This window comes from Sorangium sp. So ce1036 (assembly GCF_051369805.1).
GTDB classification, from domain to species: Bacteria; Myxococcota_A; Polyangia; order Polyangiales; family Polyangiaceae; genus Sorangium; species Sorangium cellulosum_F.
Genome location: NZ_JBBMOX010000001.1, coordinates 5332272 through 5353896 on the forward strand (window position 1 = coordinate 5332272; position 21625 = coordinate 5353896).

The following is a 21625-nucleotide window of genomic DNA, read 5'->3' on the forward strand; positions in this document are numbered from 1 at the left end:
CCACGATCGCCTCGCGATCGTGTGATCGCGTAGCGATCACATCGGGAAATCGTGTAGCATGCCCGGGCTCCCGAGCTTACGGTCCTCTTCGAGGGCGCGACGACGCGACCCGAGCGTCGCGCTCCAGCGGATCATGTGAGCCGCCACGGGGCGTGTCGAGGATGAGTGATCGCCGATCAGCGCTCGAAGGAGGAGCCCGACATGACTGGACCCAAGACCGTGCCCGTGAATCCGCACAAACGATCGCCACCGTCCCCCGTACCGAATCCGCCCGGCGAACGGCACTACCCGAAGCCCGGACCGAAGACCGTCCCCGTAGACCCACATAAACGATCGCCGCCGTCGCCCACCCGGGCACCCAAGAGGTAGGCAGCGGCAATGGAGAAGCCTTCCGTGGATGCCCCCCTCATCGGCGGAGGTATCGCGGTGTCCGACTCGAACCCGACGGAGTTACCATGGCGTACAGTACCGAACGGCTGCTATATATCTTCTTCAAAACCGACGGAAATTGCCACATCTGCCACGGTGTGCTCACCTTCCATAACTACGGGCTGCCATACGCACGCGGCGGCTGGGAGGTAGAGCATTCGGTGCCCAGAGCTCGGGGTGGAACGGATCGTCTGAACAACCTCCTCCCGGCGCACGTCTCGTGTAACCGGCGGAAGCGCGACGGCTCGACGTGGCAGGCTCGAGCCCTCCACGGAAAGACGCGGGCTCCGTACTCGCGTGAGAAGAAAGCTCAGATTCGTGGCAACAACACCGTCCACGGGCTTACGGCCGGTGCTGTGGCTGGAGGTTTGGTAGCGGGGCCGGCCGGTGTCCTCGTTGGAGCTGTTGTCGGTGGCATTTTCGGTCATTCCGTGAGGGTGCCGAAGTAGGCCGGTACGGTGTTCCAGTTTGACTGGCGCTGCCGCTACGACTGCGGGGCCCAGGACGGCCGGTCAAGGGGGCACGGCGTGAGCCGGCGCCGGCCGCGCCCTCGTAGCCACACGAGGCCCAGCGTGCTCGCCGAGCCGACATGCATCTTTCGAGAGCCGTGCTGCCCTCAGCCACGGTGGCCCGCCGCGCGCCTTCCACCGTCTCCGCCCCGAGCTGCGCGAGATCCTGTCGCTCGCCGCCACCGGCCTGTCCTCGCGCGAGATCGCCGCCTCCCTCTCGCTCCCGCGCCCCACGGTCGCCACCCGCCTCCGCCTCGCGCGCCGCCTCTTCGCCCGCGCCCTGACCCGCTCTCGGAGGTGGCCCCGATGCCCCCGATGAGCCGCGCCCCCGTCGACGCCCCCGCCGAGACGGCGGCCGAGCTGCCGGCCGCGACCGAGGCCGCCCTCCTCGAGATGGTGCTCGGCCTGCCCGGCGTCGGCCCGCGCCTCCTCGGCACGGCCGCTCTCCCCTCGCTCGGCCGCCTCTCGCCCGCCGCCCTCGCCGAGCGCACCCAGATCGCCCTCTTCGACGCGACCCGGCTCGCCGCCGCCTTCGAGCTCGGCCGCCGCACCCACGCCGCCCGCGCCCGCCGGGGCGCGCTCCTCACCGACGCCGCCCGCGTGGCGCGCTACTTCGGCCCGAGGCTCGCCTCCCTGGTCCACGAGGAGCTCTGGATCGCCGCCCTCGACACCCACGGCCGCGTCCGCGAGACGCGCCTGCTCGCCCGCGGTTCCGACGACGCCCTCTACGTCGGCCGCTCCACCGTCCTGCGCACGGCGCTGGACATGGCCGCCCACAGCTTCGTCCTGGCCCATAACCACCCCAGCGGCGACCCCACGCCCACCCCCGAGGACGAAGACATGACCCTGGAGCTGCGCCACCTCTCCGAGGAACTGCACGTCCCGCTCAAGGCCCACGTCATCGTCACCCCCAGCGGCCGCTACGCCGCCGTCCACGAGTAGGCCCTCGCGGGGCGCAGCGCCCCTGCGGCGCCGCGCCCCGCCCTTGCGCATCCAGCCGCCAGGCTCCGCCCCGGCCGGCAGCTCCGCAGGCCATGGGGCAGCGGCACGCGGCGCTGGAGCACGTCGAGCCACCGCGGGACCCGACCCAGAGGGCACCGCTTGGAGATAGGCCCGCACCACGCGCCCCCTCCGGCGACCGCCGGCGCGCCGGCGTCCACACGGGGGGGCCCGGCATCGTGAGCCAGGCGCACGACCTCGGACGGCGCGGGAACAGGCGCTCGCCCCGGCTGGGACCACGCTCTCGTGGTAGGGTCGGTCATGAGCACCGGCGTGCTGCCGCGCAACCTGGATTCTGATCGCAACGCACCGGAGGTCGAGGCAGCGTTCGACGCGGTGCCGCCCGAGAGGGTGGCAGAGATCCTCGACGGGGAGCTCTTCACCTTCCCGCGGCCCGGCCGCCCCCACACGCGGAGCGCATCGCGCCTCACGATGAAGCTCGGCAGCGCCTTCGACCTCGGCGACGGCGGGCCCGGCGGCTGGGTGCTCCTGGATGAACCCGAGCTCCACCTCGGGCCGCGGCCCGACAAGGTGGTACCCGATCTCGCCGGGTGGAAGCGGGAGCGCATGCCGGACGCCCTCGGGGACGAGGACACGCCGGCGCACTACGACGTTTGTCCAGACTGGTTGTGCGAGGTGATCTCGCCGCGTACCGAGCGCGTCGACCGGGGCAAGAAGATGCGGATCTACCGGCGCGAAGGCGTGGGGCACGTCTGGCTGCTCAGCCCCTTGCTGCGGACGCTGGAGGTCTACCGGCTCGAGGGCGGACGGTGGGTGCTGCTCGAGACCTACGAAGAGGACGCGAAGGTGAGGGCCGAGCCGTTCGATGCGGTGGAGCTCGATCTGGCGGCGATCTGGATCCGATGAAGGATCGCAGGCCGCTGTCAATGGTGCCTGCCTGGCGAGGTCAATAGCGGGATTCCCCTGGGCTCACGGGTAATTCAAGGCCGACTTCGAGCGACGCGTGCGCTCCTGCGCGGCAGGAGGATGGGAGGCCGGCTCCGCTGGATCTGGCAAGGAGTTCGGACGTCAGCCGGGAGCGAGCATGGGGCGAGGGAGAGCACCCCGCCGGAACGACACCCTGGCTCGCGAGGGACCAGCGGCGAGCCCTTCCCGTGCGAGCGGTTTCTGCTAAACTCATGCTGTATGTCGATGGTCGACACCTCGCCGCAAGCGGACGCACGCTACCACGAGCTGCTCCGGCGCATGCCTCCGGAGAAGCGGCTCGAGGCCGCGATGCGGCTGAGCCAGGCGGTCCGTGAGCTCGCGCTCGCGAGCATCCGCGCTCGCCACCCAGGGGCGGACGACCACGAGCTTCGCGTTCGCCTCACGGTGAGGCTGTACGGGCACGACTGCGCGCGCCGGCTGTTCGGCCACGTGCCGGCCGACGCCGCGTGATGTCATGAGCAGCTCGACGGATGTCGTCTCCGCGCTCGACGTGGCGTTGCGCGTCGCCGCCGCGCTCGAGAGCCTTGGCTGCGAGTACTTCATCGGCGGCAGCCTCGCGAGCTCCCTCCAAGGTGAGCCGCGCGCGACGAACGATATCGATCTGGTCGTCGCGATGATGCCCCGTCATGTGCGCGCGTTTGCGGAGCTCCTCGGTCCGGACTTCGAGGTGGATCAAGACGTGCTTCGCGACGCCCTGACCCGCGGGAGCTGCGCGAACATCTTCTACCTGCCGATGGTGACGAAGATCGATATCTTCGCTCTCGGGCCGAGCCCCTACGATGAGGTCGAGTTCAGTCGCCGGCGAAAAGTCAAGGTCCGCGCCAGCGGAGAGGAGCTGTTTGTCAAGGCTCCCGAAGATACCATCCTCCGGAAGCTGCTCTGGTACCGTGAAGGTGGTGAAGTCTCGTCCAAGCAATGGCGTGACATCGTCGAGGTGCTTCGAGTCAGCGGGGCCGAGATCAACGACCAATACCTGAACATGTGGGCTGAGAAACTTCGCGTCGATGACCTCCTCACTCGCGCGCAAGCTGAGGCCGCTGCGAAGCTCGGCTCGCAATAGCTTGCTGGAGAGATGGGCCTCGCACCCAGATCGCCCGCCTCGCCGCCGCCTTCGAGCTCGGCCGCCGCACCCACGCCGCCCGCGCGCGCCGGGGCGCGCTCCTCACCGACGCCGCCCGCGTGGCGCGGTACTTCGGCCCGAGGCTCGCGTCCCTCGTGCACGAGGAGCTCTGGATCGCGGCGCTCGACACCCACGGCCGCGTCCGCGAGACGCGCCTGCTCGTCCGCGGTGACCTCCAGCGCGACCTCCGTACCCGGCGACCCTTCGTGGAACAGGTCACCGGCCCGGTGGAAGGCCGCGAAGACCTCACCCGCCAGGTCCGCGCCGTTGGCCCGAAACGCGGTACGCACGAATACGACCAGCACCCCGGCGGCGCGGGCTCGCGGCAACAGCTCGGTCACCGGCGGCACCACGGCCCTCGTGAACGGGTAGTTGTCGAGAATCCCGACCTGGAGGTCACCGACGATCAGCGCGCTACGCATGGTGCGAGCTTCTCCATCCGGCGGCTCACCGTCAACAGCACACCGGCGCCGGGACGGTCGTCGAAATTCGCGGGGCGGGTCTTCTGCCCTCCCTCGGCGATGAGGCCTTGCCTCAGGCACGACCCTCGATGGCCCGTCGACCGGCACACGCACCAGGTGCTCGCCTGCGTCCCGTTCGCGTCCAGCGGCGCGCCACGCACGAGCCTCTCATCGGGCGACCCCTTGTGGCTCTCGCCGGGGTCGACGATGCCGGGGCGGGGGGCAGCGGCTGCCCAGGGCCCGGGCGGGCGTGGGCGGACGCGAGAGGGCCTCCCCGGCAGCGCCCCGCCGCCCGCGCGCTGCGGCCCTGCGCATCCAGCCGAAAACCGCCAGCGCACGCTCGGTCGCCCAGGGAGTCGCGGGAGGGGTGAGGCAGGGGAGCCGCTCCCCCCCGCAGCGCGGCCTCGCACGTCACCGACACCAGAAGCGGCCGCGAAGCCCGATGTCTCCCCCGGATCTCATGCTCGTCGCCGCCCCACGCCTGCACCCGGCCGACCACCGGACGTGCCGAGCACGCGCGACACGAGCGCGAGCAGCATCTCGCGCGCGTGGCCGCGGTCGACCGCTGGATCGCGCAGCCGCATCGCCTTGCTGCCGTCCAGCACGGCGAGCAGCAGGGTCGCGAGGTCCGGCGCCGACAGCGTGTCGTCGACGAGGCCGGCGGCCTGCCCGCGCGCGATCGCGCTCGCGAGGAGCTGCTTCATCTCGGCGCTGTGGCGCCGGAGCCGCTCCGCGATCGCCGCGTTGCGCTGCGACTCGGCGAGCAGGTCGAAGAGGAGCGACGGCCCCTTGCCGCTGCTGTAGAGGTCGGCCACGAGCGCGGGGAGGTCGCGCGCGTCCTGCACGTCACCCGACAGGTGCGTGGCCGCCTCGTCGAGCACGAGCTGGAAGAGGCCCTCGAGGATGGCCTCCTTGCTCGGGAAGTAGTGGTAGAGGTGCCCAGGGCTGACGCCCGCCTCGGCGCAGATGCTCGCGATGGAGGCCTGCACGCCCTCGGCGGCGAAGCGGCGCTGGGCGGCGCGGAGGAGCTCGCGACGCTTTTTCTCGTGCTGGTCGGGGTTGACAGTGCGCATGCGGCGAACCATTGATAGAGCGTTCGCTCTAACATAGGAGGGTCGATTGATGGCTCGAACGATGCCCATGATACCGCGCACGCATCTCGGCAAGGACGGCCCGCTCGTCGGCGCGCTGGGCCTCGGCTGCGGCGGGATGTCGCCCAGCCGCGGCGAAGGCAGCGACGCCGAGAGCATCGCCACGATCCAGGCGGCGCTCGACGCCGGGATGAACCTCCTCGACACCGCCGATTTCTACGGCATGGGGCACAACGAGGCGCTCATCGGACGCGCCATCCAGGGCCGGCGCGACCAGGCCTTCGTGAGCGTGAAGTTCGGCATGCTGCGTACCCCGGGCGGGAAGTTCCTCGGGATGGACGGCCGCCCGGCCACGGTGAAGACGTTCGCGGCCTACTCGCTCCAGCGCCTCGGCGTCGACGAGATCGACCTCTACCAGCCCGGGCGGCCCGATCCCGACGTGCCCTTCGAGGAGACGATCGGCGCCATCGCCGACCTCGTGCGCGAGGGCAAGGTCCGTCACGTCGGCGTGTCCGAGGTCGGCGCCGATCTCCTGCGCCGCGCGCACGCCGTGCACCCCATCACCGCGCTCGAGATCGAGTACTCGCTCGCGTGCCGCTTCATCGAAGCAGAGATCTTGCCGACCGCGCGCGAGCTCGGGATCGGCATCGTCGCCTACCGCGTGCTCGCCGACGGGCTGCTCAGCGGCGCGACGGCGCCGAGCCCTGGCGCGCACTTCGTGGCGCCGCGGATGGAAGGACACGCCCTGGAGCAGAATGTCCGCGCCGCCCGCCCGCTCGTCGACCTGGCCGCCCGGAAACGCTGCACGCCAGCCCAGCTGGCCATCGCGTGGCTGCGCACACGCGGCGACGACATCGTGCCGCTCGTCGGCATCCGCCGGCGCGCGCGGCTCGACGAGAACCTCCCGGCGCTCGACGTGCGCGTCTCCCCGGACGAGCTCGCGCAGCTCGACGCTGCGTTCGCGCCGGGCGCGATCGTCGGCGATCGGTACCCCTCGTTCGTCATGAAGTACGCGGCGCGCTGAGCGATCCGGGTCGCTCAGCGCGCCGGACACCCTGGCGGCACTGTTCTGCGGCGCTGAACCGTCGCGATCCGTCGCTTCCCCGTGGATTTTGGCAGTGCCCGCAGGCTCTACCGATTGAATCGGGAGCGTCCGCGACCACGACGTGGAAGTGCACGCGCGCCGCAGCGGACGGAGATCCCGTGGCGCGCCGGCATGAACCAGGCGCCGAGCGCTCCGACCTGCGCCATGCCGCCGTCGACGAAGAGCGGCGTGCGGCAGGTGAACGGCGTGCTCGCGCTGCGAGCCTCCCTGGACGCGAGGCGGCTCGCGAGCCGCCCTTGCCTCTCAGCTCCGAGATCGCCTCGTCCAGGGGGGCGAAGTCACCCATCCCAAGCTCGGCGACCTTGCGCGCGGCGCGCTTGTCATGGTGGATCAGGCCGCTCGACTTGTGTCCGGCTCGGTCGGAGATCCACGTCACCGTGCGACCATTCGCGAGCTTGATGGGAATGTCGCTTTCACACGCGATTGGTCAGCAAGCGGATCGCATCGTGTAGAATATCTCCCAGGAGAGCTATTCCCATGACCCAAGAGCTGCGGAAGTTTGACTTGTTCGCCCCCCATTTCCAGGCGGACCCATTCCCCACCTACGCCGAGATGCGCCGCTCCGGGCCGGTGTGCGTGCTCGAGCCGCTGGGCGCCTGGGCAGTGAGCCGGTACGCCGATGTCATCGCCGTCCTCAAGAACCCTCAAAAATTCTCGTCCGCTGGCAACGTCGACGCCTTTCACCCGCCTTGGCTCCCGAGGCAGCCGGGGGCGCACTCCCTGCTCTCCATGGACCCGCCGGAGCACACGAAGCTCCGGAACCTCGTCAGCCGGGCCCTGGGTCCCGGGATCATCACGAGCATCGAGCCCAGGGTCCGCTCCATCGCCGAGCGCCTCACCGACGCCCTACAATCCAGGGGTGAGTCCGATTTCGTCGCCGACTACGCCGTCCCGATGACAGCGGGTGTCATCGGCGAGCTCCTCACCCTGGATCCTTCCCTCCACGCCAATTTCAAGCGGTGGACGGACGATATGCTCAGCGTCACGCCCGTCCCGCAGAGCCCCGAGCATGCCGAGCGCGTGCGCGCGTCCGTCGCCGAGATGGAGCGCTACCTCGGGGACGTCCTCGAGGCGCGGCGGCGAGCGCCCGGCGACGATCTCGTGAGCGCGCTCCTCCAGGCCGAAATCGACGGCCATAAGCTTACCCCGGAAGAGCTCATGTCCTTCGTCTTCGTCCTGGTTCCAGCGGGGTTCGACACCACATCCACGTTGATCAGCAAATCGATCATGACCCTCGCCAAGCGCCCCGCGGACACGGAGCGGCTGCGCGAAAACCCGGCGCTCATCCCTCGATTCATCGAAGAAATGCTCCGGTGGGACCCGCCTACCCATAACCTCTTCCGCAAGGCGATGCCCGGAGCGGAGGTGGGCGGCGTCAAGGTGCCCGCCGGCGCTCCAGTGACCGTCATCCTCGCGTCCGCCAACCGCGACGAGGCCGCGTTTCCCGACCCCGATGAGTTCAATATGGACCGCGATGTGCCAAAGACCGGGACGGGGGCGTCGGTCGCGTTCGGGCACGGCGTCCATTTCTGCGTCGCCCACCTCCTCGCGCGCCTGGAGGCGAGGGTGGCGCTCGAATCCTTGCTCGCTCGATTCAAGCGAATCGATCTGGTCAACCCCACCATTGAGTGGAGCACGATGGTCTTCGTGCGAACCCCATCGCGGCTGCCGGTCCGCGGCGTCTTGCCCTGATCGAGGACCTCCTGGCTTGGGCGCCGCTTCGATCCGGGGCGAGCCGAGCGCTGCGAGGCGCGCTCACACCACGGCGCGCGCGAGCTGTCCCGGCGTGATGCCAACGATGCGCTTGAAATGCCGGTTGAGCTGGCTCTGGTCGTAGAGGCCGACGCGCGCGGCGATCTTGGACGGCGGCACGCCCCGCGTGAAAACTCGCCCGTGGCCGTTTCCACCTCGCCCGCGACCTGCCCAAGCAACAGGGCGGCGAGCGCAGGCGCGCGTGGCCCTCCGGCCGATGGACGGGCTCTCGCCGGAGCTGGGCGCCGCGGCGCGCGTCAGTCCTTGTCGTCGGACTGGGCGACGCTGCCCAGCACGCCCAGGGCGACCGGGCCGATCCCCTTGCCCTTGAAGCGGTTGTGCCAGAGGCTCTGGCCGGTGAGCGAGAAACACTCGATCTCGCCCTGCTTGGCGACGAAGAGCCGGTCTCCCTCCAGGAGCAGCGTGGCGCGGCCTTGCGTGGCGGTCTGCGCCTGCCAGAGCAGCTCGCCCGTCGGGTACTGCAGACAGACGACGCTGCTGATCGTCGCGGCGTAGATCGCCGCGGGCGTGATCAGGAGCGCCGTGGACGAGAACCCGGCCCCGTCCTGCTTGTGCTCCCAGAGCACGCGCCCGGTGACGGGATCCACCCCGAAGATCTGACCCAGGAACGCCGCCACCAGCACCGGCGCCGCCGCGGTTGTCCGGTATTCGCTCATCCGTCGCCTCTCTTCCTGCTCGCGCTCAGTGAGCTATCAGCCAGGGGGCGGCGTGGCAAGTTGCGAGCGCGCGCGGTCGCGAGCCGCGCGCTCGCCGAGGCGCTCCGCTTCAATCCTTCAGGGCGCTCTAAGCCCCAGGCATCTTGAGGCCGCGCTCGTCCATCACGGCTTTGTTGCGCGCCTCGCTCTTCGCGTACGCCGGGCGGGCTTTGACCCGCTCGGCATATCCGGTGAAGCTCGGGCGCGGCTCGAGCATCTTGAAGTCGAGCATGTACGCGATGGTGCCGCCGAAGATGACGTCGGCCATCGAGAACTCCTTGCCGAGGACGAAATCACGGCCAGCGATGGCCGATTCCATCGTCGCGATCATGTCGTCGTAGTTGCCCCAGCCGGCGGAGCCGGCGCGGAACTCCCAGTTGCCGGCCCTGGCCATCGAGCCGGGCTCGATGACCGAGGGGGCGAAGAGCGACCAGCGAAAATACGTGCCGCGCGCCGCGTCGTCGAGCTTCGGCGCGAGGCGGCCCGGGGCATAACGATCCGCGAGATAGAGGCCGATCGCCGCGGACTCGGTGACGACGGTGTCGCCGTCGACGAGCAAGGGCAGCTTGCCCATCGGATTGAGCTTCGTGACGTCCTCCTTCTTCTGGTCGCCGGCCATGATGTCGACGAACTTGAGCTCGTACTCGACGCCGACTTCCTCGAGCATCCACACCGTGTTGGCGGCGCGCGAAAACGGGTGGTGGTAAAGAACGATGGCCATGGTGGTGTCTCTTTCTCCGTTCGTTTCAGCCGGTCGGTTGGCGGCGCGGCGGAGGCTACCACAGGCCGGCCCCGCTGGGCGCGGCGCCAGATGGTCGCCGCCCCCGCCTGGCCCGCCGCGGGCCTGCTCGACGGTCGCCGCGCGGCGACCCACTGGCGCTCCGCGCCGCTCCTCGCGGAGCGCCACCCGCGCGTCCGCGTCGACGCGGACTCCGTCTACCTGCGCGACGGCTCGATCTGGACCTCGGCCGGCATCTCCGCCGGCATCGACCTCGCCCTCGCCCTCGCGCTCGTCGAGGAGGACCTCGGGCACCGCGCGGCGATGGCGGTCGCCCGGCAGCTCGTCGTGTTCCTCAAGCGGCCTGGCGGGCAGTCGCAGTTCAGCGCGCCGCTCGCGGCGCAGGCCGCCGAGGGCGGCACCTTCGCCGACCTGCATGCCTGGATGGCGGACCACCTCGCCGGCGATCTCCGCGTCGAGCGCCTGGCCGCGCAGGCGGGGATGAGCCCGCGCACCTTCGCGCGCGCGTACACGGCCGCGCTCGGGCAGACGCCGGCGAAGGTGGTCGCGGCCATGCGCCTCGAGGCCGCCTGCCAGGCCGTCGCCGGCACGGACCTCCCGCTGCATGGAATGATGGGTCGGCCATCATTCCATGCGGGAACAGCCATCGTCGAAGCCTGCGCGGTCAACCCCGGAGCATGGCCCGGCCAACCTCCAGCACGGGTTCGCGCGATGACGGCCGGCGCGACGCCTGGCGTCGCATGCCTGCTTGGAGCGCGCCGCGGTCCGTCGCGAGGCGCGTGGCTCGTCCATCGCAGCAGTGCGTGATACGCTCCACCCACGATGGCCGAACCTGAAGCGACACCTCCGGTCTACAATGAGGACGGCGTCGACCTCACGCTCATCCGCTGGATGCTGAGCCTCACGCCAGCAGATCGGGTCGCCACCCTCCAGGCCCACATCGACTTCGTCACGCTCGCCCGCGAGAGCAGGCGCGCGCGAGAACCGCATGCCCGCACCGACGAAGATCGCTGAGCTCCTCGGCGTGCTCGCCCGCTACCGGGTCGACTTCATCGTCGTCGGTGGCGTTGCCGCCGTGATCCAGGGAGCCCCCGTCAACACGTTCGATCTCGACGTCGTACACGCTCGCACGCCGGACAATATCGAACGGCTGCTCGGCGCGCTGCGTGAGCTCGATGCCGTCTACCGGGTAGATCTCCAGAGGAGGCTTTCGCCAGGCGCCTCTCATCTGGCCTCCACTGGGCACCAGCTGCTGGCGACCAACAGGGGAACGCTCGATCTTCTGGGCACAATCGACGAAGGGACGTCGTACGAGGAGCTCTTGGCCGATAGCGAAGAGCTGGATCTCGGTGGAATTCCGATACGCGTCATCACGCTCGATCACGCTCGAACGGCTCATCGCGGTCAAGGAGAAGCTTACCCGACCCAAGGATCGGATCATGCTCCAGGTGCTCCGCGCCACGCTCGACGAACGGCGGCGGAGCTGAGCGCCGATCCGCAGATCGCGCTGTTCGACGCGACCCGGTTCGCCGCCCCCTTCGAGCTCCTCCGCCGCCGCGACCACGCCGCCCGCGCGCGACGCGCGCCCGAAGGGGGATCGGGCGCGGGCGGACCGGGCGAGCGCGGGTGTAAGATCGCCGGCCTTGCGCCGTAGGACGGGTATGCCCTGGAGCGCCCCGCCTCGCAGCGCGCGCCTGCGCGCGATGCTGTCCGTCGCCTGTCTCACCGCGATGCCCCTGGCCGCCGCATGCGCCAGGTCCGAGAGCCCCGGCGCGGCGCGGGGCGATTCCGCCGCCGCGCCCGCGGCGGTGCAGGCGGCCGCGCTCGACCTGAAGGCGCAGGCGTCGCCGCCCGGGGTGCCGCCCCTCGCCCAGCGGGCGATGCGGATCACCGTCGAGACGACGATCCAGGTCGACGCGTTCGAGCCGGCCATGCAGCGGCTCCGGACCGCGGTCGAGGAGCACGGCGGCTACGTGAGCGACGCCCGGGTGTACTTCGGAGCGCACCGCAGCGCGGCGCTCGAGGCGCGGGTCCCCTCGGCGAGGGTCGGCGCGTTCCGCGCCGCGGTGGCCGCGATCGGCGAGGTGGTCGCTGACGCGGAGAAGGCGGAGGACGTGACCGAGCAGCGCGCGGACATCGGCGCGCGGCTCCGCAACGCCCGCGCCCAGGAGAAGCGGCTGCTCGACCTCCTGTCGGACAGGACCGGCAGCCTCGCGGACGTGGTCGCCGTCGAGAAGCAGCTCGGCGGCGTGCGCGAGACGATCGAGCAGATCGAGGCGCAGGAGCGGCTGCTCGAGGGCCAGATCGCGTATGCGACGGTCAAGATCTCGGTCAGCGCGCGCCACGGCGAGGAGGCCGCGGGCGCCGGCGGCAAGATCGCCCGCGCGGCCAGGGAGGGGATCGAGAACGCGGGGGCCTTCGCGGTGGGCAGCGCGGTCCTCCTCGCGACCGCGGGCCCCACGCTGCTGCTGCTCGCGGCGCTCGGCGCGGCGCTGTACTACGCGCTCCGCGGCGTCGTCCGGCGGCGCGCCGCGGCGAGCCCCGGCCGGCCGCTCCGGGCGGGCGCCGCGCAGCCTCACCCGGGCGCCCAGCCGCCGGCGCACGGCGCGCCGCCGGCCCATGGGCCGTACGCTCCGCCGCCGCAGGGGTCGTATGCCCCGCCGCCGCCGCAAGACAGGGACTCGAACGATCTGTTCCCGCCCGCCGACCGGGCGAAGATCGAGGCGCTCACGGAGGATCCGAACGCGCAGGTGAGCTACGAGCTGACCAAGGGAATGCTGGTCTGGTCGGACGAGAGGCCGCGCGACGTCGATTTGTCGACGATCAAGACGCTCGTCATGCTCCAGTCCTATCGATCCATGATGTACCGGCCGGAAGAGTACCGGGAGAGCCGGGACGAGCTCGTTCGTGACTGGTTCGCGGCATGCCGCGCGACCTGGGAAAAGGCGAGGGCCAGCGGTCTCCGGTGGATCGGCTTCGCGCCGTCGCGCACCGATCCCGCGAACCTCGCGCGGCTCCTCGAGCTCGAAAAGAGCGAATTCCCGGACACGTAGCACGCCCCGATGCGCCACGGCGCGCGCCCCCGGGTCAGCGAGCGCGCGGCGCGCGCGCGGCGCGGCGCCGCGCACGGGCGGCCACCGCGGCGGCGAAGAACGCGAGCCTCCACCCCGCGGCGCCGCGACCTTGCCGCGGCGCAGGCTCGCCGAGGCTGCACCCGACCGACGACCCATCGTCGGAGCCTCCCGCGCCCGCGCTGCTCACGTCCGCTCCGGCGCTGCTGCCCGCGCCGCCGTGGGGCGCGGGGTCGCGGCGGTACTCGGCGGCGCGGTCGACGACATCGAGGAGGAGCTCCTGCCAGGCCGGCACGGAGGCGAAGATGGGGGTGGCGCACGGGTCGCTCCCGCGCGCGAGGATCCCGGCGACCCGGCCGGAGGCGTCCAGCGCGGGGCCCCCGGAGTCGCCTTCGCACGGCCCCCCGCTGGTCATGAACTCCGAGCCGGCGACGCCATCGCCGCATTCTGCGCCGACGCAGACGACCTCGAGGTCCGGGCGCGCCGTTCGAACGGCCGGCGCGTCGGCTCCCGCCGATCGCCCGTAACCCACGACCGTGACGGCATCGCCGGCGCTCACCGGCGCCTCGAAATTGGGGCTCGCCGGCGTTGCGACGGCGGCGGGCACCGGTCGCTCGAGCACGATCAGCGCGACGTCGAAGCCGCACGCGTCGTCGCCGTCCTCCGGCACGACGATCTCCGACGCGGGGAACCAGGCCGCGCCCTCGCGCGGCACAGGCTCGTTCGAGGCGGCGAGGCCCTCCGCGGGCAGGAGCGCGCCGAAGGGCGAATGACCGCACGCCACGACGGTCGACTCCACGCGCGCCACGCAGTGCCGGGCCGTCATGAGCACATCCGGAGACAGCAAGACGGCCGAGCAGATCACCCGGGGACCCGCCGGGCCCGTGGCCGGCCCGGAGGGGTCGCTGCGTCGAAGGGCGAACACCGCCCCGTGCGCTCGATCCGGCTCACCGTCCATGTCCGCCGCCTCGAGCGCGACGCCTGGCAGCGGAGGCGCCAGGTCGAGGTCGCCCGAGCAGCCGACGAGCGCGAGGGCGGCGAGCGCTCCGGCGGCACGTCCAGCCTTCATCGAGACCCCCACGGCGGGCGCCGCGCGCTCCTTCAGGGCCGAGGAGCGCGCGGCCTCGCCTCATCGAGCGTCAGTTGCGGAAGCCGATCCAGGAGCGAATGTACGAGACCGAGGTGTCGACGCTCGTGGGGTTGTAGCGATCCATGCGAACGTACCGCTTGTACTTCGACGCCGGAGCGTAGTTCTCCACGCGCGTGAAGTGCCAGTACTGGTCGGTGTCCATGTTGAAGGTGTTCTCCCACCAGGTGAGGGCGACCTTCCGCCGATGGGTCGTCTGCACGCTCGCCTGACACGAGACGGTGAGCCCCTCGCTCTTGTTGTAATTACCGCTGCTCTCGCGTCCATGCCAGGTGTGCTTGCCGGACGCGCACCATTGCTCGGGCGCGTTCGACGTGCTGCAGAGCGCCTGGAAGGCGGTACTGCCGTTGGCGCCGCAGAGCGAGGGCATGTACTCCGCGTCCTGGTCCGTGTCGACCAGGCGGTAGCTGACCACGTGCGCCGGCATCGGCGCCAGCGCGTCGACGAGCGCGCGCTGCGCGAGGGCCGGTCGAGCGCCCTCGGGGACGCCGAGCTCGTACAGCGCGCGCGGCACCTCCCGGTCCGCGGGGGTCAGCGCCATGTAGACCTGCAGGGCGTCCAGGTCTCTCATGGGCGCGCGCATCAGGAGGGGCATGCCCACCCCCTCCGCGACCGGCCCGTGCTCTTCCACGACGATGGCGTGGGCGTCCTCGTCGACCGAGAACCGGATGCTGCGTCGATCGGGGAACTCCAGCGTCGCCAGCTCCGTGCGCTGTGCCTCTTCCTGAGCCTCTGGCAGGCTGTCCGCGGGGGAGGGCTCGTCGGAGATGCCGACCGCCTCCGCCTCCGGACCGCTGGTGTCGTCCGAACCTCCGCCGTCGTCGTGAGCGACGCACGCGGCGAGCGCGAGCGTGAGCCAGACCAACCCGGACTTCAGAATGATGCTGTTTCGTGCGGACATGTTCTCTCCCTGTGTGAATGGGTTCGTGAAGAGATCCGGAGGCCTCGGGGACATGAAGCCCTCGCTGCGCGAGCCGCCCGGGGCCTCTGCAGGTGGATTCCCTGTTCGGACTGAAGGCGACTGCAACGCACATGCCATACGCGCCCCGGCGAGATCAGCGCTCGCGCTGCCCCGTGTCAGGGGGGCGGGAGACCTGATCGCGCGCGATCAGGCGAGGAGCGCGCGTGTCCGCGGCGTCGAGCGGTCGACGCGCCGGGCGCGTCGCTGTCGCGCGCGCGTGACATCCTCGCTGACACGCTCCCCTGACACTGTCACCGCCGCGTGTCATGGAGACGCCAGCCGCCCGTCGCGCTGGCTCCCGCCGAATGACCGGCTCGCCGCCGCGCGCGGCCGGGCTCACTTCCGCCCGTCCCGATCCATCTCGTCGAGCAGCCCCTGGCGCGACGGCCCGAGCCGCGCCGCCGCCTGGCTCTGGTTCCCCCGATTCGCGCGTTCCTCCGGATCAGGCGATCTGCGCCGGGGCGCCTGGGTCCACCGGGGCGCGCAGGCGCGACCATGCCTGGTCGATATAGGCGAGGCACTCCATGATGGATCCCTGCTTGCCGGCTTCCCGCCACCCGCGTGGGATCGCGCGCTCGACCGGACAGACGGCGTACTGTTCCCCGTGATCCACGACGACGCGATGGGTGGCTGCGCCCTGTCGCACTCCCAGGCTCCTCTTCATCTCTTCACCTCTTCACCTTCGAGGGGGCGGTCCGATTGCGCTGCGGGGGCGCACTATAATCTCGGCCCTCGCGCAGGCGAGCTGGAACCCCCGGGCGCGGATCGCAAGATCCTGCCGTCTCCGGCCCGAGGCGGCGTCATTCCGGGATCCATGCCCGTGTCCTGCCATCGCGCTCCCGCCGGGGGCCAGGTCGGTCTTCGCGGGCGCGTCCTGCGCAGGCCGAGCGCGAGGGGCGCGCCGCGGATGAGGATCATCCCGGCGTGATCCGGAGGCGTTCAGAGCACGTCCACGGTCGGGAACCTGGCGCTCGCCCGGACGCACTCCCACAGGAAGCAGGCGAGGCCGAGGTCTCCGGTCCACAGGGAGTAACGCCGGCGTCCGAGCTCTTCCGCCTGTGCCTCGCTCTGGCGAACGGCGTGCATGGCGAAGGCGCGGGCGCGGGCGAGCCATCGGTCGTCGCCGGTGCGCTCGAACAGCTTGAGGAAGGCGAAGCCGTTGCCGGCCGTGCCGTGGCAGAGGTTGGCGCCCTTGACCAGCGGGCCGGCGGCCCAGGTCAGCTCGCCGCCGCCGTTCAGGAGCTCGTCGATGGGCAGATCGAGGGCGGCCAGGGCGGTCACCATGCCCGGCGCCCCGTGACAGTGCTGCACGAGCAGCGGCCTGTCCGGGGGCTGGTCGACGAACGCGGGCCAGTTGACCCCGGACGCCCCCCGGAGCGCGGAGGCCTCGAGGGTGCGCGCGAGGCGCGACGACAGCGCCGCTCGCTCAGAGCTCGGCCGCGTCGGCGAGCACCTCGACCGCGACCGGCTCGTCCTCGCGCATGCGGACGGCGATCCCGTACGGCTCGCCCACGGGGAGCGAGCACTCGGCGAAGTGCACCAGCCACTCCTCGGTCCCGTCGACGACGAAGGCGGGCTCGCTGACGACGTCGCCATCCGGACGACCCTCCGCGCCCGTTCCGAAGGCCTCGGGGTCGGCCCTCACCGCCTCACCGAGGTGGGCGAGGGCGGCCGCGACGATGCGCGCGCGCTCGGGGACGACGCGCGCGACGAGGGCCTCGACGTCCGGCGCGAGGGGGCCGTTGTCTGTGCTGATCACGCGCACCTCGAGGACGCCCTCGGGGCACTCCGGGTGGTCGCACGGCACGGTCGCACGGCGGTGCCACGTCCCGTCGGGCACCGGCTCGGGGGTCGACCACTCGAGTCCTGGGGGCGTCACGGGCACCACCCTGTCCATCCTAGATCACCGAACGGGTTAAAACTCGTACAAATTCCAAATGTTGTGGCCCCCCTGCGGCTCCGTCGCGGCACGCGAACGTGACCATCGCCGTGGCCGTGGTCGTGGACGTGGCCGTGGCCGTGGTCGTCGACGACACAATCGTGGACGTGAACGTTCTGCCTCATTCCTCGCTATCTGCGGTCCGCTGGCAGCTCGCTCTCCTGCGGGCGGGGTGAGCTGGCTGATTCGTGGGAAATTTCACCCCCGCGCGGGCGCGCCGGTCCAGGACACCTCGTCGCCGGCCCCGTCAGCGATCGAGCCAGGCGCGGACAGGCGCGATGACGCGCTCCCTGAAGGCATCTCGGTCCAGCGCATCCTCGAGCGCGACGTTGAGGTACCGGTAGGTACACGGCTTCCCGCCGGCGTCGAGCTCGTGATCTCCTCCGTCGTAAATCGTGTCGTCCTCGACGCTCAAGGACGACCAGAGCTGGGTCCACGACAGGTTCGGGACGGGGGACCGCAGCAGGCTGATCTGCAGCTCCGAGCGCGCCGCGCGCACGTCGCCGAACCTGGTCGGATCCGGCTCCTCGCCTCGAATGTGCGTGAACCCCGAGTCCGACACCACCTCGAGCACCAGGCTCCGCGAGATCTTGGCCGAGGACTGCCAGACGAGCTGGAGGCGATACGCGGGCAGGAAATCCCAGGCCCAGTACTTGCGCCGAAAGAACTCCGAGCTCGACTTGGCGTGACGTGAGAACAGGGTCGGATCCCAGCGCTGGAAGGTGAGCCCGACGGCGGCGAGCCCATCGGACAGCTCTGCCAGGCGATCGAAGACGCGACGCTGGTACTGGTAGACGAGCCGGTAGCTCTGCCTGACGAGGGCCACATCCATGGCGCCGTCGCTCGCCGGTGGATCGGCGGCGACGGGCGCGATCGCGGCCGCGGGCGGGGCGGGCGGGGGAGCGGCCGCGGGCGGGGCGGGCGCGGGAGCGGGATGAGCGCGCGCCGCGACGGGCTGAGCGGGCGCGGCCTCGTTCACCGGCGAGGTGGGCTCGGCCGGAGCGGACGCTCGGGCCGAGGGGGCCCGAGGAACGGGGGCCCGAGGAACGTCCGCGGCCGGCGGCGCCGCCGCGTAGCGCTCGTGCCCGGCGGCCCCGAGGGCTTGCACCAGCGCGACGAGAGGGGCGCCGAAGCCCTCGAACGGCAAGAACTCGATGCAGCTCAGGTCCTTGAGCCGCCGCTGCGAATCGCGCAGCTCGTGCGCCCGGACGAGCATGTAATGCGGCCCCACGGCGCCGCCGAACGCCTCCTGGACCCAGGCGATCTGGTTGCCGAACACCGCGTCGTCCAGGCTGAAGCCGATGAACAGGAAGGTGCGCGCCGCGAGCAGGTGGCGCAACGCCTGGAGCGCGGCGCGGTACCGCACCTCGTCCTCCTGGCTCGGGTACAGCTCGCGGTAGCCGTCCGGCGTCAGGATCAGCCGCTGCGGCTGCTGGATGAAGCCGTGCAGGTGCCAGACGGTCGGCCGATCGATCTCGTCGCGCAGCATGGCCGACAGCTCCGCCGTCGCGTCCACGCTGAGCTGCACCAGATCGTTCGGGTCGTCGAGCGCGTGGCGGAGGATCTGATCGTAGTTGGTCGTGATCACCAGCTTGCTCGGGAGCTGCCAGACCGCGCGCGCGAGCGACAGCGAGCGGGGATCGATGCGATGGCTCGGCGGATCCAGCGCCTCGCGGAGGTAGCGGTACCAGCCCGGCCCCATGCCCTCGCGCGCGTAGCGGGCGGCCTCGAAGTAGTCGGGCGTCCGCTTCTCGAGCAGCCCCTCCACCACGTTGGCCTCGGGCCGCTTGCCGTCCTCGCGGAGGCGCGTCGCTGCCCCGGAGAGCAGCTCTGCCCAGCTCGGGAACACCCGCTCCCCGTTCCGGTCCTGCGCGGCCATGGACACGCCGGCGCCGACGAACGGCACGACGTAGCGATCCCGCAGCGCGTTCTCGAGGGTCTTGGGGATGGCGATCACGTCGCGCGATGGTGCCAGCTCCGGCGCCGAGCCACAAAGAATCGGCCATTCCACCGCGCGGATGTTCGGCCCGATGGCCCGGGAGGTCCAGGGCTGCCGCGGGGGACCTCGGCCCCCGCGGCCGAGGACGCGGGAGGCGAGCCTGGGTCGATGGTCGGCTCGTCGCAGCCGGGCGGAGCGGGCAGTCCGATCCTCGCGGAGATGCGGTTACCGGTCCAGGAATCCCGCAAGCCACCTCAAATCGTCCTCCCGATCGATCCGGTAGACGCCGCCCGTTCCACTGCAGTTGCCGTTGAGGGCGAACGATGTCACGCCGGCGATCACATTCGTTTCATCGGGGCCCGAGCCGAGGAAGTTGGGACCGCCAGAGTCGCCGAAGCAGGTGCCCCCCGTGTGGGCGTTGTTCGAGAGCAAGAGCGAGAAGTCTCCCACCAGCCCGCCGTTGATCTGGATCAGGCGGGGCTCGGACTCGTAGCGCACCAGATCCGCCTCGTTCTTCCAGGACGCCGCGTCGGGGAAGCTCTTCTGCAGCCCGTAGCCGACCGCAGTGAACGTGACATCCTGGTGGCCTCGACGCGTCTTCAGGCTGTCCAGCTGGTCGAGCGTCGGTAGCATGCCATATTCTTCCATGACCATCGGTTCAGTCAGCACCACGACGCCCAGATCGTAGAGATAGAATGCGGCTGGGTCGTAGCTCGGGTGGGTGTGCGGTGTGCCGCTCGCATCTCCGCTCAGTGGATAGCCGTTGCCTGGGATGCCGGACTGGACGTCGGCGTCGAACCAGATCTCCACGTGCGCCGCGGGCGGCGCCGTGCAATGTCCCGCAGTCAGGAAGACGGTGGGGGACAGGAGGGTGCCACTGCAGCGCCACAGCGGCGTTCCATCGGCGTCCTGGGCGACCATCAATCCTACGTGCGGATGACCGTCGCCGTCCTCTTCCCCATCGGTGATGGCCATCGCCGGGACGGCCGTCATCGCCAGCAGCGCCGCCACACCAGAAACGAGTCGTGCTCTGTTCTGCATGGATCCCCCCCTTGGCATGGAAGTTGGCCGACGCCGTGCGGCTCATCGAACGATGGCCGCCTGCCGTCGAGGATTCACGGCTCGAGGCTCCACATCGTTCAAAGAATGGAATGTAACGCCGCGTCGCCGAGGCGCGCGCCGGCCGTCGTCGAAGCTTGGCCTAGACATGGGTGTTCGCGCAACGTGCGATTGGCGGGCTTTCCATGAACGTCGTGTGCGGTCGGGGGACGATGCGGGACGGGCGGAGCCCCTCCGCCCAGCGCCCATGCCCGCGTCGCCCTGGGCCAGGAGCACCTGGACCAACCGGCGCCGCCGCGACCGCCAGGTCGGAATACGCAGGTTCCTGGACTCGCGGTTCTGCCTGACCAGGTGCTGCGCGGCCGGATCCGTCGGTCGAGCTCGCTCGAAGCACCGCTACTGCGGGAAGTTGCCCCGGATCAGCAGAAGAACCGCCATGGCGCCAACGACGCCAAGAAGAGAGGGGAAGGGTTGTCCCCCCATTTTCCCCTTCTACTTCCCTGGTTGCTTGGCGCCCTTGGCGCCATGGCGGTTCGCCTCTCGGCCCGACTTCCCGCAGGAGCGCTAGTAGAAAGCAAGCACCTGCCGCGCCACCGTCGCGATGGCGAGCTGCGTCACGCGCCGCATGAAGCCGTAGTCGAGCGTCTCGGGGGTGTCCGTCGGGCGGTGGTAGTTCGGGTTGCGGAACTCCGCGGTGTCGGTCCAGAGCATGGCGGGGATCTTCGCCCTCCAGAACGGCGAGTGATCGCTCCGGTGCAGCACGGGGAGCCAGCCCTCGAGGCCGAGGTAGACCTTGAGACCCACGACCGGCAGCTCGGGCACCATCGCCTCCGCCTGCTTCGCGGCGAGCTCCACGAGGTGGTTCGAGCGCTGGTTCGTGAGCAGCCCGATGAAGTCGCCGACCTCCGGCGCGCCGGGGACCGGGACCGGCATCCGCTGGGAGCCCGGCTCGCGGCTCGCGTAGCCGACCATCTCGAGCACGTGCACGGCGGCGATCGGCGCCTCCCCTTGCGATCGGCGGCGCGCCACGAACTCGACGCTGCCGAGCAGCCCGTCCTCCTCGCCGTTCCAGGCCACGAAGCCCACGGGGAGGGCCGGATCGAGGCGCGCGAGCGCCCTCGCGCAGGCGAGCATCGCGGCGATCCCGCTCGCGTTGTCGTCGGCGCCCGGCGTGTCGGGCACGCTGTCGTAGTGCGCCCCGACGAGGATCATCGGGCGATCGCTCGGGCCCCGCGGGGGCGCGACCACGTTGCCGAGCTCGCCCTCGATCTCGACGGCGTAGCCCCGCTCCTCCAGCGCGCCTGCGACGTAGCGCGCCGCCCGGCGGTTCTCGGCGCGCTGGCGGAGCATGTGCCGCGGCCTCGCGAGCGCGACGACCGCGTCGCGCAGCTCCGCCTCGCTGACCGATGCGAGCGCATCGATCAGGCTGCCCTGGTGGCTCACGGCCTTCGTGCGTCGCAGCTCCATCGCGGAGGTCTCCTTGTGCCCCCGGTGAAGTATAGCTCCACCCCTCGCCGAGGTTCCGCCGCAGCGTCGCCACGACCGATGCGGACTACCTCGTCTCGGCGTGTCCCGCCCCCAATCGCTGGGCGCACAGGATCGACCGGCAGCTCTGCTTGCTGGCCGAGGCCCGCCGGCGG

At 71.0% G+C, this 21625-nt stretch carries 23 protein-coding genes and 2 pseudogenes; 13 read left to right on the forward strand and 12 right to left on the reverse strand.

Annotated features, from left to right (window positions below; translation table 11 throughout):
• Nucleotides 1-455 precede the first annotated feature (455 nt).
• The 7 genes and pseudogenes from WMF31_RS20155 to WMF31_RS20185 all read left to right on the forward strand — a co-directional run.
• Nucleotides 456-878, forward strand: a complete 423-nt coding sequence (locus tag WMF31_RS20155; protein WP_436603513.1) for an HNH endonuclease — start codon at nt 456-458, stop codon at nt 876-878.
• Nucleotides 879-1080: 202 nt separating this feature from the next.
• Nucleotides 1081-1257, forward strand: a pseudogene (locus WMF31_RS20160) (sigma factor-like helix-turn-helix DNA-binding protein); the annotation flags it as partial.
• Entirely contained in the window at nt 1254-1880 is a 627-nt protein-coding gene (locus WMF31_RS20165; protein ID WP_436603514.1) for a JAB domain-containing protein, read from the forward strand. The pseudogene WMF31_RS20160 and the gene WMF31_RS20165, both read left to right, overlap by 4 nt.
• A 318-nt stretch (nt 1881-2198) precedes the next feature.
• Nucleotides 2199-2804: a Uma2 family endonuclease gene (locus WMF31_RS20170; protein WP_436603515.1), complete on the forward strand. Its 606-nt coding sequence runs from the start codon at nt 2199-2201 to the stop codon at nt 2802-2804.
• Between the two features lie 279 nt (nt 2805-3083).
• Nucleotides 3084-3335 (forward strand): hypothetical protein, encoded by a 252-nt coding sequence (locus tag WMF31_RS20175; RefSeq protein ID WP_129347913.1) that lies wholly within the window; start codon nt 3084-3086, stop codon nt 3333-3335.
• Nucleotides 3336-3339: 4 nt separating this feature from the next.
• Entirely contained in the window at nt 3340-3945 is a 606-nt protein-coding gene (locus tag WMF31_RS20180; protein WP_436603516.1) for a hypothetical protein, read from the forward strand.
• Between the two features lie 32 nt (nt 3946-3977).
• Nucleotides 3978-4175: pseudogene (locus tag WMF31_RS20185) on the forward strand (JAB domain-containing protein); the annotation flags it as partial.
• Between the two features lie 749 nt (nt 4176-4924).
• On the opposite strand, the gene WMF31_RS20190 reads toward WMF31_RS20185, so the two are convergent.
• Nucleotides 4925-5539, reverse strand: a complete 615-nt coding sequence (locus WMF31_RS20190) for a TetR/AcrR family transcriptional regulator (RefSeq protein WP_436603517.1) — start codon at nt 5537-5539, stop codon at nt 4925-4927.
• Between the two features lie 67 nt (nt 5540-5606).
• On the opposite strand from WMF31_RS20190, the gene WMF31_RS20195 reads away from it, so the two are divergent.
• Together WMF31_RS20195 and WMF31_RS20200 are read left to right on the forward strand one after the other, a co-directional pair.
• A complete protein-coding gene (locus tag WMF31_RS20195) occupies nt 5607-6581 on the forward strand; it encodes an aldo/keto reductase (RefSeq protein ID WP_436603518.1) in 975 nt (324 codons plus the stop codon).
• A 558-nt stretch (nt 6582-7139) separates the two neighbouring features.
• Nucleotides 7140-8354 (forward strand): cytochrome P450, encoded by a 1215-nt coding sequence (locus WMF31_RS20200; protein ID WP_436603519.1) that lies wholly within the window; start codon nt 7140-7142, stop codon nt 8352-8354.
• Between the two features lie 63 nt (nt 8355-8417).
• Here the strand turns inward: WMF31_RS20200 and WMF31_RS20205 are convergent, their stop codons facing one another.
• The 3 genes from WMF31_RS20205 to WMF31_RS20215 all read right to left on the reverse strand — a co-directional run bounded on the left by WMF31_RS20205 (nt 8418) and on the right by WMF31_RS20215 (nt 9851).
• On the reverse strand, nt 8418-8534 hold the full coding sequence (locus tag WMF31_RS20205; protein ID WP_436603520.1) for an AraC family transcriptional regulator: 117 nt from the start codon (nt 8532-8534) through the stop codon (nt 8418-8420).
• Between the two features lie 137 nt (nt 8535-8671).
• Nucleotides 8672-9091, reverse strand: a complete 420-nt coding sequence (locus tag WMF31_RS20210; protein WP_436603521.1) for an outer membrane protein assembly factor BamB family protein — start codon at nt 9089-9091, stop codon at nt 8672-8674.
• Nucleotides 9092-9218: 127 nt separating this feature from the next.
• Nucleotides 9219-9851, reverse strand: a complete 633-nt coding sequence (locus tag WMF31_RS20215; RefSeq protein WP_436603522.1) for a glutathione S-transferase family protein — start codon at nt 9849-9851, stop codon at nt 9219-9221.
• Nucleotides 9852-9941: 90 nt separating this feature from the next.
• On the opposite strand from WMF31_RS20215, the gene WMF31_RS20220 reads away from it, so the two are divergent.
• From WMF31_RS20220 to WMF31_RS20235, 4 genes are read left to right on the forward strand one after another with little or no spacing between them, the layout of a single operon-like run.
• Nucleotides 9942-10676, forward strand: a complete 735-nt coding sequence (locus tag WMF31_RS20220) for a GlxA family transcriptional regulator (RefSeq protein ID WP_436603523.1) — start codon at nt 9942-9944, stop codon at nt 10674-10676.
• Nucleotides 10677-10691: 15 nt separating this feature from the next.
• Nucleotides 10692-10883 (forward strand): hypothetical protein, encoded by a 192-nt coding sequence (locus WMF31_RS20225; RefSeq protein WP_436603524.1) that lies wholly within the window; start codon nt 10692-10694, stop codon nt 10881-10883.
• Nucleotides 10858-11523: a nucleotidyltransferase domain-containing protein gene (locus WMF31_RS20230; protein ID WP_436603525.1), complete on the forward strand. Its 666-nt coding sequence runs from the start codon at nt 10858-10860 to the stop codon at nt 11521-11523. The genes WMF31_RS20225 and WMF31_RS20230 overlap by 26 nt, the downstream gene beginning before the upstream one ends.
• A 7-nt stretch (nt 11524-11530) precedes the next feature.
• Complete coding sequence (locus tag WMF31_RS20235; protein WP_436603526.1) at nt 11531-12922, forward strand: DUF4349 domain-containing protein; 1392 nt, start codon at nt 11531-11533, stop codon at nt 12920-12922.
• A gap of 34 nt (nt 12923-12956) precedes the next feature.
• Here the strand turns inward: WMF31_RS20235 and WMF31_RS20240 are convergent, their stop codons facing one another.
• The 8 genes from WMF31_RS20240 to WMF31_RS20275 all read right to left on the reverse strand — a co-directional run bounded on the left by WMF31_RS20240 (nt 12957) and on the right by WMF31_RS20275 (nt 21452).
• Nucleotides 12957-14009 (reverse strand): trypsin-like serine protease, encoded by a 1053-nt coding sequence (locus WMF31_RS20240; protein WP_436603527.1) that lies wholly within the window; start codon nt 14007-14009, stop codon nt 12957-12959.
• Nucleotides 14010-14079: 70 nt separating this feature from the next.
• Nucleotides 14080-14988, reverse strand: coding sequence for a hypothetical protein (locus WMF31_RS20245; protein ID WP_436603528.1), 909 nt, complete (start codon nt 14986-14988; stop codon nt 14080-14082).
• A 502-nt stretch (nt 14989-15490) separates the two neighbouring features.
• The gene (locus tag WMF31_RS20250) at nt 15491-15712 is read right to left on the reverse strand and encodes an MbtH family NRPS accessory protein (RefSeq protein ID WP_436603529.1); all 222 of its coding nucleotides are present in this window, start codon (nt 15710-15712) and stop codon (nt 15491-15493) included.
• A gap of 275 nt (nt 15713-15987) precedes the next feature.
• Entirely contained in the window at nt 15988-16464 is a 477-nt protein-coding gene (locus WMF31_RS20255; RefSeq protein ID WP_436606578.1) for a lanthionine synthetase C family protein, read from the reverse strand.
• Nucleotides 16465-16474: 10 nt separating this feature from the next.
• The gene (locus WMF31_RS20260; protein WP_436603530.1) at nt 16475-16927 is read right to left on the reverse strand and encodes a hypothetical protein; all 453 of its coding nucleotides are present in this window, start codon (nt 16925-16927) and stop codon (nt 16475-16477) included.
• 307 nt (nt 16928-17234) lie between these two features.
• Entirely contained in the window at nt 17235-18944 is a 1710-nt protein-coding gene (locus tag WMF31_RS20265; RefSeq protein WP_436603531.1) for an SIR2 family NAD-dependent protein deacylase, read from the reverse strand.
• A 207-nt stretch (nt 18945-19151) separates the two neighbouring features.
• Nucleotides 19152-19967 carry a trypsin-like serine protease gene (locus WMF31_RS20270; RefSeq protein ID WP_436603532.1) on the reverse strand — a complete coding sequence of 272 codons (816 nt, stop codon included), beginning with the start codon at nt 19965-19967 and terminating at the stop codon, nt 19152-19154.
• A 582-nt stretch (nt 19968-20549) separates the two neighbouring features.
• On the reverse strand, nt 20550-21452 hold the full coding sequence (locus tag WMF31_RS20275) for a M20/M25/M40 family metallo-hydrolase (RefSeq protein WP_436603533.1): 903 nt from the start codon (nt 21450-21452) through the stop codon (nt 20550-20552).
• Nucleotides 21453-21625: the final 173 nt, after the last annotated feature.

What these genes read in the sequence shown, in the direction of transcription:
- WMF31_RS20155 (WP_436603513.1), top strand. Translation starts at nt 456, where the DNA reads ATGGCGTACAGTACCGAACGGCTGCTATATATCTTCTTCAAAACCGAC.
- WMF31_RS20165 (WP_436603514.1), top strand. Translation starts at nt 1,254, where the DNA reads ATGAGCCGCGCCCCCGTCGACGCCCCCGCCGAGACGGCGGCCGAGCTG.
- WMF31_RS20170 (WP_436603515.1), top strand. Translation starts at nt 2,199, where the DNA reads ATGAGCACCGGCGTGCTGCCGCGCAACCTGGATTCTGATCGCAACGCA.
- WMF31_RS20175 (WP_129347913.1), top strand. Translation starts at nt 3,084, where the DNA reads ATGTCGATGGTCGACACCTCGCCGCAAGCGGACGCACGCTACCACGAG.
- WMF31_RS20180 (WP_436603516.1), top strand. Translation starts at nt 3,340, where the DNA reads ATGAGCAGCTCGACGGATGTCGTCTCCGCGCTCGACGTGGCGTTGCGC.
- WMF31_RS20190 (WP_436603517.1), bottom strand. Translation starts at nt 5,539, where the DNA reads ATGCGCACTGTCAACCCCGACCAGCACGAGAAAAAGCGTCGCGAGCTC.
- WMF31_RS20195 (WP_436603518.1), top strand. Translation starts at nt 5,607, where the DNA reads ATGATACCGCGCACGCATCTCGGCAAGGACGGCCCGCTCGTCGGCGCG.
- WMF31_RS20200 (WP_436603519.1), top strand. Translation starts at nt 7,140, where the DNA reads ATGACCCAAGAGCTGCGGAAGTTTGACTTGTTCGCCCCCCATTTCCAG.
- WMF31_RS20210 (WP_436603521.1), bottom strand. Translation starts at nt 9,091, where the DNA reads ATGAGCGAATACCGGACAACCGCGGCGGCGCCGGTGCTGGTGGCGGCG.
- WMF31_RS20215 (WP_436603522.1), bottom strand. Translation starts at nt 9,851, where the DNA reads ATGGCCATCGTTCTTTACCACCACCCGTTTTCGCGCGCCGCCAACACG.
- WMF31_RS20220 (WP_436603523.1), top strand. Translation starts at nt 9,942, where the DNA reads ATGGTCGCCGCCCCCGCCTGGCCCGCCGCGGGCCTGCTCGACGGTCGC.
- WMF31_RS20225 (WP_436603524.1), top strand. Translation starts at nt 10,692, where the DNA reads ATGGCCGAACCTGAAGCGACACCTCCGGTCTACAATGAGGACGGCGTC.
- WMF31_RS20230 (WP_436603525.1), top strand. Translation starts at nt 10,858, where the DNA reads ATGCCCGCACCGACGAAGATCGCTGAGCTCCTCGGCGTGCTCGCCCGC.
- WMF31_RS20235 (WP_436603526.1), top strand. Translation starts at nt 11,531, where the DNA reads ATGCCCTGGAGCGCCCCGCCTCGCAGCGCGCGCCTGCGCGCGATGCTG.
- WMF31_RS20240 (WP_436603527.1), bottom strand. Translation starts at nt 14,009, where the DNA reads ATGAAGGCTGGACGTGCCGCCGGAGCGCTCGCCGCCCTCGCGCTCGTC.
- WMF31_RS20245 (WP_436603528.1), bottom strand. Translation starts at nt 14,988, where the DNA reads ATGTCCGCACGAAACAGCATCATTCTGAAGTCCGGGTTGGTCTGGCTC.
- WMF31_RS20250 (WP_436603529.1), bottom strand. Translation starts at nt 15,712, where the DNA reads ATGAAGAGGAGCCTGGGAGTGCGACAGGGCGCAGCCACCCATCGCGTC.
- WMF31_RS20270 (WP_436603532.1), bottom strand. Translation starts at nt 19,967, where the DNA reads ATGCAGAACAGAGCACGACTCGTTTCTGGTGTGGCGGCGCTGCTGGCG.
- WMF31_RS20275 (WP_436603533.1), bottom strand. Translation starts at nt 21,452, where the DNA reads ATGGAGCTGCGACGCACGAAGGCCGTGAGCCACCAGGGCAGCCTGATC.